The following is a 15,895-nucleotide window of genomic DNA, read 5'->3' on the forward strand; positions in this document are numbered from 1 at the left end:
ACTACTCGTTTGTAGGCTGGCTCCATGACTGGAACCTCGCCCGCCCGAGAACTCGACATCATCGTCTACGGAGCGAGCGGCTTCGTCGGTAAGCTTCTCGCCGACTACCTCGTCAAACATGCTCCCGAAGGCACGAAGATCGGCCTCGGTGGCCGCTCCCTCGAAAAGTTGGCAGCCACTCGCGCCGATCTGGGTACTGCCGCTGCCGATCTCCCCTTGATCATCGCCGACGCCGACGACGCAACCGCACTGAAGGCACTCGCCCAGCGAACCCGGGTCGTCGCCACCACGGTCGGCCCGTATGCCAAGTACGGCCACGCCCTTGTTCACGAATGCGCCTCCGCCGGAACTCATTACGTCGACCTGACCGGTGAGGTGCTGTTCCACCGCGAGAGCATCGACGACAACCATGAGCTGGCGGTCTCGACCGGTGCCAAGATCGTCCATTCCTGCGGATTCGATTCCATCCCTTCCGATCTCGGAGTTCACGTCCTGCACGAGAAGGTCGCCGCCGACGGCGCCGGCGAGCTCACCGACACCACCCTGGTGGTCACGGCCCTGCGCGGCGGCGTGAGCGGTGGCACCATCGATTCGCTTCGCAACCAAATCGACGTGTCGAAAGACGATGCGCGCCTGCGGAAACTTGCTGCCTCGCCGTACTCGCTGAGCCCCGATCGTGATCGGGAGCCCGAACTCGGACGCCAGAGCGACGTGAGCGTAATCGACGGCAAGAAGATCGATCCGTCGTTGAAGGGGTGGAAAGCGCCGTTCGTGATGGCGTCGTACAACACACGAGTCGTCCGTCGCAGCAATGCGCTCCGAGAGTGGGCGTACGGCAAGAAGTTCAAGTACAGCGAGGTGATGAGCGTCGGCTCATCGGTGGTGTCACCGGTGATTGCGGGCGGCGTGGCGGTCGGCCTCGGCGCGCTGGTCGCCGGACTCGCTCTACCTCCGACACGTTTCCTTCTCGACAAGGTCTTGCCGGCTCCCGGTGAAGGTCCGAGCGAGAGCACCCAGAAGAAGGGCCACTTCACGCTCGACGTGTTCACCACGACCACGACCGGCGCCCGATACACATCACGAGTGAAGGCGAAGGGCGACCCGGGATACAGCGCGACGGCGGTAATGCTCGGCGAATCTGCGTTGTCGTTGGCGAAGGACCAAAAGGCTCTTCCCCCGGCCACCGGCGTTTTGACTCCAGCGACAGCGCTCGGCGACGTCCTGGTCGAGCGTCTACGCGCGGCTGGTTTCGAGATTTCCGCGCGCAAACTCTAGACAGAACGAATTTCACTTGATCGTTTCAGCTCTTCGCGCCCGATTATCGCAGCTCAGGGCGCGGACAGCGGTGGGAATACTCCCAGGTAACATTGATGTTGGTTCATGGCATCCATATGTGATGCTCCGCTTTCGGAAAAGTGAGGCTATTCATGACTGAGCGCGTTCAGGTCGGCAGTCTTCAGGTTGCCAAGGTTCTCTACGACTTCGTGGTCGAGGAGGCTCTTCCCGGCACCGGTGTAGACGCCGAAACGTTCTGGGCCGGCGCCGACAAGGTCATCACCGAGCTCGCACCGAAGAACCGCGACTTGCTTGCCAAGCGTGACGATCTGCAGGCTCAGATCGATCAGTGGCATCGCGATCACGCCGGCGCTCCCATCGACGCCGCCGCGTACAAGGCGTTCCTGCAGGAAATCGGCTACCTCCTGCCGACGCCTGCCGAGTTCTCGGTCACCACCGCGAACGTCGACACCGAGATCACCTCGACGGCCGGCCCGCAGTTGGTCGTGCCGATCCTCAACGCGCGCTTCGCACTCAACGCGTCCAACGCCCGCTGGGGTTCGTTGTACGACGCGCTGTACGGCACCAACGCCATCTCCGAGGAGAACGGCGCCGAGAAGGGTTCCGGCTACAACAAGGTCCGCGGCGACAAAGTCATCGCCTGGGCGCGTGAATTCCTCGATGCGGCAGCACCTCTCGCGTCGGGATCGCATGCAGATTCAACCAAGTACGTTGTCGACGGCAGTGAACTGAAGATCACGTTGGCAGACGGTACTGTCACCACGCTCGCCCAGCCGGAGAAGCTCGTCGGCTACCTCGGCGAGAAGGACGCACCGACGAGCATCCTGCTGCTCAACAACGGATTGCACGCCGAGATCCAGATCGACGCCTCGTCCCCGATCGGCAGCACCGACGCCGCCGGCGTCAAGGACGTCGTTCTCGAATCCGCCGTCACCACGATCATGGACTTCGAGGACTCGGTCGCCGCTGTCGACGCCGACGACAAGGTTGTCGGCTACCGAAACTGGTTGGGTCTCAACCGCGGTGACCTGTCCGAGGAGATCAAGAAGGGCGCCAAGTCCTTCACCCGCACGCTCAACGGCGACCGTAAGTACACCGCAGTCGACGGCAGCGAACTCAGCCTGCACGGTCGTTCGCTCCTGTTCGTCCGCAACGTCGGTCACCTCATGACCAACCCCGCGATCCTCGACGCCGACGGCAACGAGGTCCCCGAGGGCATCCTCGACGCCTTGATCACCAGTGCCTGTGCAGTGCACGGCCTCTCGATCAGTGACGCCAACGGACCGCTCGACAACAGCCGCACCGGCTCGATCTACATCGTCAAGCCCAAGCAGCACGGTCCCGAGGAAGTTGCCTTCACCACCGAACTGTTCGGCCGTGTCGAGCAGGTCCTCGGGCTTCCGGAGAACACGCTCAAGGTCGGCATCATGGACGAGGAGCGTCGTACGACGGTCAACCTCGCCGCCTGCATCAAGGAAGCCGTCGACCGCGTCGTGTTCATCAACACCGGCTTCCTCGACCGCACCGGCGACGAGATCCACACCTCCATGGAAGCCGGCGCGATGGTGCGCAAGGCCGAGATGAAGAAGCAGAAGTGGATCGGTGCGTACGAGGACTGGAACGTCGACACCGGACTGGCCTGCGGCCTGCAGGGCAAGGCGCAGATCGGCAAGGGCATGTGGGCCATGACCGAGCTGATGGCAGACATGCTCGAGCAGAAGATCGGTCACCCCAAGGCCGGCGCCAACACCGCATGGGTACCTTCGCCGACCGGCGCAACGCTGCACGCGACGCACTACCACCGCGTCGACGTATTCGCAGTTCAGGACAGCCTGAAGGGCAAGCCTCGCGCGAGCGTCGACGACATCCTGACCATCCCGCTCGCTCCCAGCACCGACTGGACGGACGCGGAGAAGAAGGAAGAGCTCGACAACAACTGCCAGTCCATCCTCGGCTACGTGGTCCGTTGGATCGACGCGGGCGTCGGCTGCTCCAAGGTTCCCGACATCCACGATGTCGCGCTCATGGAGGATCGCGCCACGCTGCGCATCTCGAGCCAGCTGCTCGCCAACTGGCTGCGTCACGGCATCGTCAGCGAGAGCGACGTTGTCAGTGCACTCGAGCGCATGGCCCCGGTTGTCGACCGTCAGAACGAGGGCGACGCCGAGTACCGCAACATGGCACCTGATTTCGATTCCAACATCGCGTTCCAGGCTGCCAAGGAACTCATCCTCGAAGGCGCGAAGCAGCCCAGCGGATACACGGAGCCGATCCTGCATCGCCGCCGCCGCGAGTACAAGGCCGCCAACGCCTGATTTCACCTTCTTCGAACTCGAAGCTGAACCCGAACAGCCTCGGCACCGCTCCCGGTGTCGAGGCTGTTCGCGTAGGCCCCGAAGTTTCGTCACTAGACTGGCCGAGGACAAAGTCCGTTCAACAGACATTCTTCGAGTGACCAAGGTAGGGCAAGGTACGTGGGCGAACATCGCGGCGGGTCAGGCGCCAGAGGTATCAGTAAGGGGCCGATTCTCGTCGTCGTGCTGATCGTCTTGATCGTGGCAGGCTTCTTCGGATGGAAGGCCCTCAGCAACCGGATCGACCATCAGGGACAGCAGGCAGCCGGTACGTGCGTCGAGGGCAACAAGACACTCGACGTCACCGCGGATCCGTCCATAGCCCCACAGGTCGAGGAACTGGCGAAGCGGTACACCCAGACCTCGCCGGTGGTGCGTGATCACTGCATCGCCGTCGTGGTGCACGGTGCGCCGTCCGCGTCGGTCTCGACGGCACTCGAAGCCGGTCCGGCGGCCCCCTGGGACGACGCAGCATTGGGACCGCGTCCCTCCCTGTGGATCCCGACGAGTTCGTTCGAACTCGCGCCACTGTCGGGCAAGGCCGTGATCAACGGTGATCCTCGCTCGCTCGCGAGTTCCCCGATCGTTCTGGCAGCCGGTCCCGAGACCGCGGCAGCATTGGCCGGCGCAGCATCGAGTTGGAAGTCTTTGCCTTCCGATCTGACGGTCGCCCTGCCGGTCGGAAGTACCGAAACCTCGATGGCTGCACAGGCGATCGCTGCCGACGTCGCCGATGCGGGTGCCGGTCCGGTCACGACGGATCAGGCGAAGTCCGCTCAGGTCAACGCTGCGCTCAGTGCACGGGCGTTGCAGTTCCAATCCTTGCCGACTCCCCCCTCGTCCACCGCCGAAGCCCTCGGAGCACTGAGCGCCGGAACACCGGATTCGGTGAAAGCCGTTCCGGCCACGGAACAGTCGATAGCGCAGAGCGCGAACGCGGCGATGACGACGTACTCCCCCGCCGGCGCAACGCCAGTCGCGGACTATCCGGCGGTCATCGTCTCGGGCAGCGGGATCGACGAAACCGCGTCGCGCGCAGCGGCACAGTTTGCCGATTTCATGCGTGAGCCGAATCAGTCACAGTTGTTCGTCGGCGCCGGTTTCCGGGTCGAGGGCCAAGACCTTCCCGATCTCGGGGCGGTGTCCCCGGCCAAGATCTCGTCCACGTTGAAACCGGCTTCGGCGGAGACCGCAGCGGCGCTCGGTGACATAGTCGCCAACCCGGTCTCGCCGCGTAGTGCCACCATCCTGATGGACACGTCGGCGTCGATGGGTACCGACGACGGTGGCACTACCCGCTTGGCGAACGTTGCCTCGGCGGTGAACACCCAATTGGGTCGCAGCCCTGACGCTTCGGACATCGGCCTTCGCGAGTTCAGCACGGGCACCGACGGAAAACCGTCCGAGCGCATCCTGGTTCCGGGCGGTTCACTGTCCGAGCCGAATCGGCGTGCCACGATCACCGATTTCCTCAACGGGCTTCGGGCCGGCGGAAAGACCTCCAAATACCCGGCGCTTGCCAGCTCCTACAAAGCCGCCGTGGACGGTTTCGACGCGGGGCGAGTCAACTCGGTGCTGCTGATCACCTCGAGTACGCCTGACGAATCCACCACGACGCGAGCCGAACTGCTCAGCGCGATCGCCGCTGCGGGCAATCCGTCGCGTCCGGTACAGGTCGACGTGATCGTCGTCGGTGCGGGCGACGACGTCTCCACACTCCAAGACGTCTCGGATCGGACGGGCGGCACATTGGTTCGGGTCGATTCGACGTCCGACCCCGCTCTCGCGGCCGCAGTGACCAAGATGCTGTCCTGATGGGGCGCGTCGCGGTTTTTGCAGTCCTTCTCGCCCTTCTGACCTGGTTCCTGCATCGCCGACTCGTTCGCGCCACCGGCATCCCGAGGCGATGGGCTCGTCTCGCCGACACTGCGCTTGTCGTCTTGGCGGTCTCGACGCTCATAGGGGTCGGCAGCGGCGAAGTCTTTCCGACATCGTGGGCGCGACCGATCGGATTTGTCGGATGGGTCTGGCTGGCTTCGTGGCTGTATCTGATTCCCGGACTGCTCGTGATCGGCCTGTTCGCCGGGATCGGTCGACTACGTGCACGCCACACGGATACCACGACCGAAGTCGACCCAGCCAAGCGTCGTACGTTGCAGTTGGCTACAGCAGCAGTCACTCTCGCGGCGATCAGCACCGCCGGCTACGGCGTCTACGAGGCGTCGGGCCCCAAGATTTCCCGCGTCCGCGTGCCGCTCGCTCGTCTACCTGAGGGCTTCAACGGATACCGGATCGCCTTGATCACCGACCTGCACGTGGGACCGGCCCGCGGGGTCGACTTCACCCGCAAGGTGGTCGATATCGTGAACTCGCAGAATGTCGATCTGATCGCGATCGGCGGCGACCTCGTAGACGGAACCGTCGCGAAAGTTGCTCCCGATCTTGCTCCGCTCGCCGATCTTCGGGCGCCCGACGGAATCTTCGGAGTCAGCGGAAACCACGAGTTCTACGCCGACGACGGCGGCAAATGGCTCGACGTGTGGGAGACATTGGGGATCACCACACTTCGCAACAGCCGCACCTCGATCCAGCATGGCGGCGATACCATCGACATCGTGGGCATCCACGACTACACGTCGCCGGCCCCGTACGAGCCGAACCTGACTGCCGCGCTCGCAGGTCGCGATCCGAATACTTTCGCCTTGCTTCTCGCGCACGAACCGCGTCAAGCGATCGAGGCATCCGAGATGGGTATCGATCTGCAACTGTCCGGGCACACTCACGGCGGTCAGATGTGGCCGCTGCGGTATCTCGTTCCGCTGCAGCAGCCTTCGGTGCAAGGCTTGGACAGGGTCGGAAACACAGTGCTGTACACGACGCGTGGCGCCGGGGCTTGGGGTCCGCCGGTACGCGTCGGCGCCCCGCCGGAGATCACTGTTCTCGAACTCGTACACGAGAGGTGATGATCTCCGGCGGGCACACGCCTTAGTTGCCTGCGAACGCTTCGATCGGCGGGCAGGAGCAGACCAGGTTGCGGTCGCCATGTGCACCGTCGATACGACGCACGGACGGCCACACCTTCGGGCGAGCCTTGCCACGCGGGAAGACGGCGATCTCACGCGAGTACGGGTGATCCCACTGCGCTGCAATGCTTCCCGCAGTGTGGGGAGCACCGCGTAGCGGGTTGTCCTCCACCGTCCACTCGCCCGCTCCGACGCGATCGATTTCGCCGCGAATGGCGATCATCGCCTCGCAGAACTCGTCGATCTCTTCGAGGTTCTCGCTCTCGGTGGGCTCGACCATCAGTGTGCCGACCACGGGGAAGCTCATGGTCGGAGCATGGAAACCGTAGTCGGCCAGACGCTTTGCGACGTCGTCGACTGTGACGCCGGTGTCCTTGGTCAACCCCCGGAGGTCGAGGATGCACTCGTGCGCGACCATGCCGTTCTCGCCGGTGTAGAGAACCGGGAAGTACTCGTCGAGTCGACGCGCGATGTAGTTGGCCGACGCGATGGCGGTCAGGCTGGCGCGGCGCAGGCCCGCAGCTCCCATCATCCGGATGTAGGTCCAGGTGATGGGCAGAATGGACGCACTGCCGTAGGGCGCTGCCGAGATCGTTCCTCTACCACCGAGTTCGGGCGCCATCGGGTGTCCGGGCAAAAACGGCGTCAAGTGTGAGCGCACACCGATCGGGCCGACGCCGGGTCCGCCGCCGCCGTGCGGGATGCAGAAGGTCTTGTGCAGATTCAGGTGGCTGACGTCGCCGCCGAATCGGCCCGGACGGGCAAGGCCGACAAGCGCATTGAGGTTGGCGCCGTCGACGTACACCTGGCCACCGGCGTCGTGTACCGCTGCGCAGATGTCGGCGATCTCGTGCTCGTAGACACCGTGTGTTGAAGGGTAGGTGATCATGATCGCGGCGAGACGCTCGGCGTGATCGGCGATCTTCGCGCGCAGATCGTCGACGTCGACGTCACCGTTGGGACGGCAGGCGACAACCTCGACGCGCATCCCGGCCATGACGGCAGAAGCCGCATTGGTGCCGTGAGCACTCGACGGAATGAGGCAGGTGTCGCGGTGGTCGTCGCCCCGGCTGAGGTGGTAGTTGCGGATCGCGAGCAGGCCCGCGTATTCCCCCTGGCTGCCGGCGTTGGGTTGCAGGCTGACGTTGTCGTAGCCGGTGACCGCGACCAGCCAGTCTTCGAGATCCTTGATGATCTTCAGCAGACCGGGCGCATCCGATGTCGGCGCGAACGGATGGATCGCGTTGAACGCGGGCCAGGTGATGGATTCCATCTCGGCGGTCGCATTGAGCTTCATGGTGCACGAACCCAGCGGGATCATGCTGCGATCGAGCGCGATGTCCTTGTCGGACAGCGCGCGCAGGTAGCGAAGCATTGCCGTTTCCGTACGGTAACGGGTGAAGGCTTCGTGCTGCAGGTAGTCGGAGGTGCGCTCCTGAGCAACCGGAACCGAATTGCCCTCGGCTTCGATGGCGACAACAGCATCCTCGATCCCGAACGCGTCGAGCACGGCAAGGACGTGGTCGGCGGTCGTGGCCTCGTCGCAGGAGATACCGACATGATCGGCGTCGACCAGACGCAGGTTGATCCCGGATTCCTTGGCCGCAGCGACGACGTCGGCCGCCTTGCCCGGAACCTGAGCGAGCACGGTGTCGAAGAACGAATCGTGGACAACGGTCACGCCGCCTTCGCGCAGGCCGTTTGCCAACGCGTGTGCGCGGGCAGCGACGCGCAACGCAATCGCCTTGAGTCCCTCGGCGCCGTGGTAGCTCGCGTACATCGCAGCGAGGATGGCGAGGAGCACCTGAGCGGTACAGATGTTGGACGTCGCCTTCTCGCGGCGAATGTGCTGCTCACGTGTCTGCAGCGCCAGGCGGTATGCCTTGTCTCCGTCGGCGTCGATGGAGACGCCGACCAAGCGGCCGGGCAGCTGACGCGCATGCTTGGAGTGCACGGCCAGGTAACCGGCGTGCGGTCCGCCGTATCCCATGGGAACACCGAAACGCTGGGTGGTTCCGAAGCACGCATCCGCGCCGAGCTCACCGGGTGAGGTGATGAGCGTCATCGCGAGGAGGTCTGCGCCGACGGCAACCAGTGCGCCGCGCTCGTGAGCTTCCGCGATGATCGAGGTGTAATCGACGACTCGTCCCGAGGCACCTGGGATCTGGGCGATGACGCCGAAGAAGTCACCTTCCGGAAGACCAGCGGTGAGGTCCGCAGAGACGATCTCGATTCCGAGCGGCTCGGCGCGAGTCTCGATGACGGCGAGGGTCTGCGGGTAGAGATCGGCGTCGACGACAAATCGTGGGGACTTGCTGCGGTTCGCGCGGCGCAGGAGCGTCATGGCTTCGGCAGCGGCGGTGGCCTCGTCGAGCATCGACGAGTTTGCCAGTTCCATGCCGGAGAGATCGGCGACCATGGTCTGGAAGTTGAGGAGGGCTTCGAGACGGCCCTGGCTGATCTCCGGCTGATACGGGGTGTACGCGGTGTACCAGGCCGGGTTCTCGATGATGTTGCGCAACAACACCGGCGGCGTCAACGTGTCGAAGTAGCCGAGGCCGATCATCGACGTCGCGACGGTGTTCTGGGCTGCGAGTGCAGTCAGTTCGGCAAGTGCCTCGTGCTCTCCGACCGGAAGCGGCAGAGCGTCGAGTCCGGCAGCGATGCCGTTCGGGGCAGCGTCGAGGATGACGGAGGGAACGGCCTTGGTTGCCAGTTCGTCGAGTGAATCGACCCCGACGAGTTCGAGGATGCGCGCGAGTTCCGCGGCGTTCGGACCGACATGGCGGTCGGCAAATATACGGCTTGCAGCGTCGATCACGACAACTCCCAGACAGATCGGAGGATCAGGACACACACCGAACTGCGGTGTGTTCCTCCCCCTCTGTCGCATGCTCGATTCCCGAGCGCCTGAGAGATTCGGTAGTGATCCGCCGAAGGCGGAAGCCACAGCCTTTCCCCGTCGGCGGGTGGGTTGTCCCACCGCTTTCCAGAGGCGTCGGAGCCCGTACGGTCCTTGGTGCCTGAGAGATTGACGGGGAGGTATTGCTCCTTCGGCGCCCTGATCCCGCTCACGACTGACCTTTGAGACAAAGACTGAAACAAAGACAAGTTCGGTGAATCGGTATCCGAGGCTCTCCCGTACGCCGGCGACGCAGGCCCAGTCTAGTTGACCGAAACGCCTACCTGCACCGTGGCATCCTCCAAAGAGATGTGACGTACGTTATCCGGTTTTGCGGCTGGCGCGATTCTTGCGTCGCGAAGCCAACTCGTCTTCCGGGTTGGGATCACTTTCGCCGCCGTCGGCCCGCTCGGCGGGGAAGTCGGCGATCGTTCCGGTGAGTTCACGCATCGCGCCACTGACTGCGATGCCGAATACGCCCTGCCCACCCTGGAGGAGGTCGACGACCTCTTCGGGGGACGTGCATTCGTACACGGTGGTGCCGTCGGAGAACAGAGTGATGTTGGCAAGATCGCGGACGCCACGCTTACGGAGGTGATCGACGGCAACGCGGATGTTCTGCAGTGAGATGCCGGTATCGAGCAGACGCTTCACGATCTTCAGAACGAGAATGTCCTTGAAGGAGTACAGACGTTGGCTTCCGGATCCGGCAGCGCCACGGATCGACGGAACAACCAACGACGTCCGTGCCCAGTAGTCGAGTTGGCGGTACGTGATCCCGGCGATCTGGCACGCACTGGGTACTCGATATCCGACGAGGTCGTCGGGGATGGAATCGTCCGGGAACAAGCCCGGCTGCAGCTCTTCGGAAGACATTTCTGCAGTCGCGGCACTACCGGCTATGCCCGTCCCGCGCTCATTCGACTGTTCTTCCACTGCCGTCTCCCTCTCGCTTCGCCATCATGTAACCAACCTGTGCTATCAGCAGTCACGAGAATCCCGTGCCGACCGAACTTTCAGATGTGAATCCAAGGCAGGTAATTCCATGAGTGGACTTACCCAGAGTACGCCTCGATCGACAAGGCGAGAAGATCTCCACCGCACGCAACGGTAAGTCCAGGAGGGTGCATGGTCAACGCAACACGCCGACCGAGACTCAACCTCTACTTGAGAGTTGAAGACTAAAGTCCGCAACCAGTCAATTCAGGCTAACCATCAGTGGCTTTGAAATCGTCCGGCGAGATGGTGTCGAGGAATTCCTTGAACTTCTCGACCTCGTCTTCGCGCTCGTCGGGAATGACCAGACCGGCCTCGGCGAGAACAGCCTCCGACGCGAAGATCGGAACGCCGATGCGCAGGGCCAATGCAATCGAGTCCGACGGACGTGCCGAGACAGTGGTCTGCTCGTCGAAGACGAGATCCGCGTAGAAAGTGCCCTCTTGCAGGTCCACGATCCGAACTTCCTTGAGGCTCCGACCGAAAGATTCGATCAAGATCTTGATCAGGTCGTGAGTCAGCGGCCGCGCCGGCTCGACTCCCTGTTGTTCGAGAACAATCGCGGTAGCTTCGGTTTGCCCGATCCAGATCGGCAGGTACCGATCGCCGTCGGACTCTCGCAGCAACAGGACCGGCTGATTCTGAGGCTGCTCGACACGAACTCCGATCACACGCATTTCGCCCATCGAGCTTGCCTCCAACCTGACGTGATCCAGCCGACCGACTCCGATGCGGTCGTACTGAAATTCTATTCGAGTGTGCCCCGCTGATCGAGGAACTCAGCGATCGAGACTTCCCCGAACTGCCGATTTGACCAGACACGTGTGCAAAGTCAGTGACAGAGCGGCCAGCTCCCGCACCATTTCCTCGGCACGATCACGTGCTCCGGCGTCACGACCCTTGGCAACCGGTCCGGCGATCTGAGTCACCAGTCCCGCTTCGCGATCAGCAGCCAACTTGAACGCGCGCAGATGGCGCACCTCCAAGCCGTACTCGGACATCGCCTTAGCGGTGCGCGCCAACGTCACGGCATCCTCGTCGAAGAAGCCCGCCGCGCCGGGAACGACCAAACCGGTGCGGATCAGATCGGTCAGAAACCGATCGTCGATGTCGGCGCGCGCGAGAAGATCCTGACGACCGACTCGAACTTCGCGATCGACCCGGAACGCCTCGGGTGAGACATCGCCCGTAGCGATCGACAGGACGCGAGCACGACGAGGCGCAGGAACTTCTGCACTCACCGTCGCTGCGCCACTGTCGATCGCTTCGAGTTGTTCTTTGATCACTTTGAGCGGCAGGTACTGATCGCGTTGAGCGGTCAGCACGAAGCGAAGACGCTCGCAGTCCTCGACAGAGAATCTGCGGTATCCCGACGGTGTCCGTTGCGGGCTGATCAAGCCCTCGGACTCGAGGAAACGGATCTTCGAAATCGTCACGTCGGGAAAATCTGGACGCAACCGATCCAGCACGGAACCAATCGACATTCCGGGCTGGCTCTGCTGCCGCACTGCCGTCATTAGCTACCCGCACCTGCTGACGACTCGCCGACCTGCGAACCGCCGGCACGAGGGCCGGTGAGGAACACCAGACGGAACTTGCCGATCTGAACCTCGTCACCATTCGCGAGAACTGCCGAATCGACAGGCTCACGGTTGACGTAGGTGCCGTTGAGGCTTCCGACGTCGACGACGTGGAAATCTGCATCTTCCTGACGGAACTCGGCGTGACGACGGCTGACGGTCACGTCGTCGAGGAAGATGTCGCTGTCCGGGTGCCGACCTGCCGACGTCGTCGGCTGATCGAGCAAGAAGCGGGATCCTGCATTCGGTCCCCGCTTGACCACCAGAAGTGCGGCTCCGGCGGGAAGGCCTTCCACGCCCGAAACCGGCTGCTCGGCGGCCGGTGCTGCAGAGGAGGTGTTGTCGAGCTCATTGAGGAAGTCCGCGCGGAAAACCGAAGTGGTCTCCGCCGGCGACTCCCCATAGCCCGCGTCGTTACCGTTCTCGCTCACTGTTTCTCCTCCTGGGTCAATCATCCAGATCATGAATCACTGGACTACGCAGTGCACTTTCTTCACGAGCATCTTTCACAGTCACGTTCGATACGGCCCTGCGCCCCGACTCGGCACATGCGTACCTAACGACCGTACCCTGCGCAGACCGCCGTGTGCAGCGAGACAGGCCGCGACACAACACGAGTTGGCCGGTCCACGCGCAGGTTTTCTACTCGGACGTGAGTCCCTTGTATGCCTCCGCGTCCAGAGTTGCCGCGAGTGCGGCGTCGAGTGTGGCCTCGTCGGCAACCTCGAGTTCGACCAACCAACCCGTGTCGTACGGGTCGGTGTTGACGAGGTCGGGCTGTCCGTCCAATTCACCGTTCGCTGCAAGAACTTTCGCAGTGAACGGAGCAAAGATGTCGGAGACGCTCTTGGTCGACTCGACCTCACCGAGCGATTCACCGGCGGTCACGTCTTCGTCGACAGCGGGAAGCTGGACGAACACGACGTCACCGAGCTGCGACTGAGCAAAGTCGGTGATACCGACTCGAACTGAGGTCGGGCCGGTTCGCTTCACCCACTCGTGCTCCGCGGTGTAGCGCAGATCGGTAGGTGTATCGAGCTCACTCACAGTGGCTTCCTTTCACAGGCCGTCCGAAAGTCGGACGCAAAAAGATCAATTTCCGGGTTGAGCGTATTGGCGCGGATTCAATTGTCGCAAGACGGAGATCGTGACCTGCTGCGATTGCTCGACGGACGACGTTCCGCCATTGCGTGCGACATTGTCGAAGACGCCTCCGGGAATGTTCAACGCTGCCGCCAATGTCGGCGGATCTCCGATCGCGGTCACAGTGTACGGCTGCTCGATCCGGGTTCCGTCTAATTCGATCTCGCCGCCGCGCCCACTCACCCACGAGTTCACGCCGATACGAATGGGTTCGCCGTTCGCACCTGCGATCGAGATGGCTTCGGCACCGGCAGCACGCAGTTCCTGGATGAGATCGAGAATCACTTCCGATCCGACGCCGCCCGCCGGATCTGTCAGGGTCATCGTCACACCCGGTCCAGTGGCCGGAGCGGTCCCCACTTGAATGGAGAGTGAGGTCAGCCGCGCCCGCGCCTCGTCCAGCGCTGCTCCCGTGTTGCCACCGGCTTCCAAAGTGGCAAGCGATTCCTGAAGATTCGCGACTTCCTGCCTCAGCGCGGCTTCGCGCCGATTCAAATTGTCGAGAACCACCAGGAGGTCGGCAGGGCGCGCGGCGTCGAGTGAATCTCCGGCCACTGTGCTGCGTACCTGTGTGGCAATCGCAACGCCGAGCACGCCCAACAGCACAGCAGCGAGGATTGCGAAGACGACGTTGGTGCGGTGTTTGGACGGTGAACGCAACTCGTGACGACCTTCACCCGCAGTGGTGACGGGAGGTTCTTCTTCCGGTTCGGTCGTGGAATGTTCCGCCATGACTCACGCTCCGAACAGTCGGCGTCGCAATGCCGCTGCGTTGCCGAAGATCCGGATACCCAACACGACGACGATCGCCGTCGAGAGTTGAGTACCGACACCCAACTGATCACCGAGCCAGACGATCAACGACGCGACGAGCACGTTGAAGACGAAGGAAACCACGAACACCTTCGCGTCGAAGATTTCGTCCAGGTACGCGCGTAGTCCACCGAAGACGGCGTCGAGCGCCGCAACGACAGCGATCGGAAGATAGGGCTGGATCACGTCGGGCACCTGCGGGCTGAAAACTACGCCCAGGACGATGCCGACGACCAGTGCTGCGAGTCCGTACAGGGCGGAACCGGCCTTCATCGAACTCCTTCTGTCACTTGGGTTCTGTGGGTTCTGTTGCCACTCGGACGGCGCGAGGCGCCGCAGGCGGCAGAGTCAACGAATCGTCTTCGGCCACCGCGAAACCGACTCCGTACAGTTGCGAGACGCTAGACATTCTCACGTAGGCGTCGCTGACGACGAATTTCCGCTGCAGTGCTCGCGTGTCTCCGATCGCCTCGACGAGGTACGGGGAGAAAACAGGTTGGTTGTCGACGAGCATCGCGCCGCCCGCCTGACGGATGGTCACCGTCGGCCCGATTCGCACGCCGCCGACTGCGATCGCCTCGGCGCCGCCCGCCCATAATGCGTTGACGACGGTCTGCAGATCGCGATCGAGAACGACGGTCTTGCCGCCGACACTCCGTTGCGACGCATCCGAGAGGTTCGGGCGTCCGGCCGGGTCCGTCAACGTCACCACCAGTCCTTCCCCGTGAACAGCTTCGGCTCCTGCGCCGGATTCGACCGCTCGCAGTTGGTCGAGGACGGCGCTGCCGCGTGCATCGCCTTCGAGCGCCACGCCGCGCGCGGCGTCGACGGCGCCGCCGAGTGAATCGCGGGACGCGGCCAGTGAATCGATTCGATCCTCCGCATCACGGACCTTCGCCACCAACTCGCTTCGAACCTCTTCGGTGCCGGTCACCTGCTTCGTCGCCTGAACAGCCGAGACCGTGACGATGAACCCGATCAACAGTGCGCCGAGGGCCAGCCACGGCCCCGTCTTCGAGGATCTGTTCTTGGTGTGCTCGTGCTGGCGTTCGAATGCAGTTGCCTCGTAGCCCGGGTCGAGATGTTCGGTCATGAGTGACCGAAGCAGCGACGGTACCGGGTTACGACGGACGTCCTCCCCGGTCGACTTCATCGGGGCACGACCTCGTGGGTTCGCGCAACGTCAACGGCCTTGAGCACGTAGATCGCGGCAGTCCACACGTACAGGACGGTTCCCCAGATCAGGAAAGCGAAACCGAAGGCATGGGTGAACGGTCCGATGGCCCAGTCTCCGTGCCCGGCAAGAATCAACGGCAGCGCGAACATCAGCAGGAAGGTCGCAGCCTTGCCGAGATAAACCACCTCGGGCGGTGGCAGGCCACGCCTGCGGTAGATCGGCAGCGTCAACGCAAGCAGAAGATCACGGCCGATGAGTATCGCTGCGACCCACCAGGGAATGAAATCGCGGGCGACGAAGGTGACCAGTGTCGTCACGACGTACAGACGATCGACCAGCGGGTCGAGAAGCGCTCCCAGACGCGAGGTCTGTCCGAGCACTCTGGCCAGCTTGCCGTCGAGCCAGTCGGTGAACCCGCTGAGCATCAGCAGCGCCAATGCCCAGCCGTCCGAGTGCGTGACGAGCAGCAGGTAGGCGAACAGTGGCAGAGCGAGTAGACGCACGATACTGAGCACGTTGGGAACAGTGAGAATCCGATCCGTGGGGATCGGTTCTTGTTCGCCAGAGTTCACTGCACACACCTCGCGTCGTTCGATTGCCGTGCGGCCAGC

The 15,895-nt window shown here is 63.2% G+C and carries 14 protein-coding genes and 1 riboswitch; of the genes, 4 read left to right on the forward strand and 10 right to left on the reverse strand.

Translation table 11 applies throughout. The annotated features are described in order from the left end of the window. Nucleotides 1–24: 24 nt before the first annotated feature. The 4 genes from ASU23_RS23935 to ASU23_RS23950 all read left to right on the forward strand — a co-directional run bounded on the left by ASU23_RS23935 (nucleotide 25) and on the right by ASU23_RS23950 (nucleotide 6,613). Nucleotides 25–1,275, forward strand: a complete 1,251-nt coding sequence (locus tag ASU23_RS23935) for a trans-acting enoyl reductase family protein (protein ID WP_042451005.1) — start codon at nucleotides 25–27, stop codon at nucleotides 1,273–1,275. A gap of 152 nt (nucleotides 1,276–1,427) precedes the next feature. Then, nucleotides 1,428–3,611 carry a malate synthase G gene (locus ASU23_RS23940; protein WP_058038817.1) on the forward strand — a complete coding sequence of 728 codons (2,184 nt, stop codon included), beginning with the start codon at nucleotides 1,428–1,430 and terminating at the stop codon, nucleotides 3,609–3,611. Nucleotides 3,612–3,770: 159 nt separating this feature from the next. After that, a complete protein-coding gene (locus ASU23_RS23945; protein ID WP_058038818.1) occupies nucleotides 3,771–5,465 on the forward strand; it encodes a VWA domain-containing protein in 1,695 nt (564 codons plus the stop codon). Beyond that, complete coding sequence (locus tag ASU23_RS23950) at nucleotides 5,465–6,613, forward strand: metallophosphoesterase (RefSeq protein ID WP_058038819.1); 1,149 nt, start codon at nucleotides 5,465–5,467, stop codon at nucleotides 6,611–6,613. The genes ASU23_RS23945 and ASU23_RS23950 overlap by 1 nt, the downstream gene beginning before the upstream one ends. 22 nt (nucleotides 6,614–6,635) lie before the next feature. Here the strand turns inward: ASU23_RS23950 and gcvP are convergent, their stop codons facing one another. From gcvP to ASU23_RS24000, 10 genes are all read right to left on the reverse strand, one after another. Further along, nucleotides 6,636–9,494 (reverse strand): aminomethyl-transferring glycine dehydrogenase, encoded by a 2,859-nt coding sequence (gcvP, locus tag ASU23_RS23955; protein ID WP_058038820.1) that lies wholly within the window; start codon nucleotides 9,492–9,494, stop codon nucleotides 6,636–6,638. A 53-nt stretch (nucleotides 9,495–9,547) separates the two neighbouring features. Further along, nucleotides 9,548–9,676, reverse strand: a riboswitch (glycine riboswitch). A 220-nt stretch (nucleotides 9,677–9,896) separates the two neighbouring features. Next, nucleotides 9,897–10,451 carry a MerR family transcriptional regulator gene (locus ASU23_RS23960; RefSeq protein WP_021344354.1) on the reverse strand — a complete coding sequence of 185 codons (555 nt, stop codon included), beginning with the start codon at nucleotides 10,449–10,451 and terminating at the stop codon, nucleotides 9,897–9,899. A 332-nt stretch (nucleotides 10,452–10,783) separates the two neighbouring features. Next, nucleotides 10,784–11,257 (reverse strand): bifunctional nuclease family protein, encoded by a 474-nt coding sequence (locus ASU23_RS23965; protein WP_003946194.1) that lies wholly within the window; start codon nucleotides 11,255–11,257, stop codon nucleotides 10,784–10,786. Nucleotides 11,258–11,350: 93 nt separating this feature from the next. Then, on the reverse strand, nucleotides 11,351–12,088 hold the full coding sequence (locus ASU23_RS23970) for a MerR family transcriptional regulator (protein WP_003946161.1): 738 nt from the start codon (nucleotides 12,086–12,088) through the stop codon (nucleotides 11,351–11,353). Beyond that, nucleotides 12,088–12,582, reverse strand: coding sequence for a glycogen accumulation regulator GarA (gene garA, locus ASU23_RS23975; RefSeq protein WP_003946166.1), 495 nt, complete (start codon nucleotides 12,580–12,582; stop codon nucleotides 12,088–12,090). The genes ASU23_RS23970 and garA overlap by 1 nt, the downstream gene beginning before the upstream one ends. Nucleotides 12,583–12,793: 211 nt before the next feature. Continuing rightward, nucleotides 12,794–13,198 (reverse strand): glycine cleavage system protein GcvH, encoded by a 405-nt coding sequence (gene gcvH / locus ASU23_RS23980; protein ID WP_003946160.1) that lies wholly within the window; start codon nucleotides 13,196–13,198, stop codon nucleotides 12,794–12,796. Between the two features lie 45 nt (nucleotides 13,199–13,243). Next, a complete protein-coding gene (locus tag ASU23_RS23985) occupies nucleotides 13,244–14,026 on the reverse strand; it encodes a DUF881 domain-containing protein (protein ID WP_007731994.1) in 783 nt (260 codons plus the stop codon). Between the two features lie 3 nt (nucleotides 14,027–14,029). Then, nucleotides 14,030–14,380, reverse strand: a complete 351-nt coding sequence (locus ASU23_RS23990; RefSeq protein WP_003946178.1) for a small basic family protein — start codon at nucleotides 14,378–14,380, stop codon at nucleotides 14,030–14,032. A gap of 13 nt (nucleotides 14,381–14,393) precedes the next feature. Further along, the gene (locus tag ASU23_RS23995) at nucleotides 14,394–15,260 is read right to left on the reverse strand and encodes a DUF881 domain-containing protein (RefSeq protein WP_003946177.1); all 867 of its coding nucleotides are present in this window, start codon (nucleotides 15,258–15,260) and stop codon (nucleotides 14,394–14,396) included. Next, complete coding sequence (locus tag ASU23_RS24000; protein ID WP_030537518.1) at nucleotides 15,257–15,856, reverse strand: CDP-alcohol phosphatidyltransferase family protein; 600 nt, start codon at nucleotides 15,854–15,856, stop codon at nucleotides 15,257–15,259. The genes ASU23_RS23995 and ASU23_RS24000 overlap by 4 nt, the downstream gene beginning before the upstream one ends. Nucleotides 15,857–15,895: the final 39 nt, after the last annotated feature.

Origin of the sequence: Rhodococcus sp. KB6, assembly GCF_001445685.1 — a bacterium.
GTDB lineage: Bacteria > Actinomycetota > Actinomycetes > Mycobacteriales > Mycobacteriaceae > Rhodococcus_F > Rhodococcus_F qingshengii.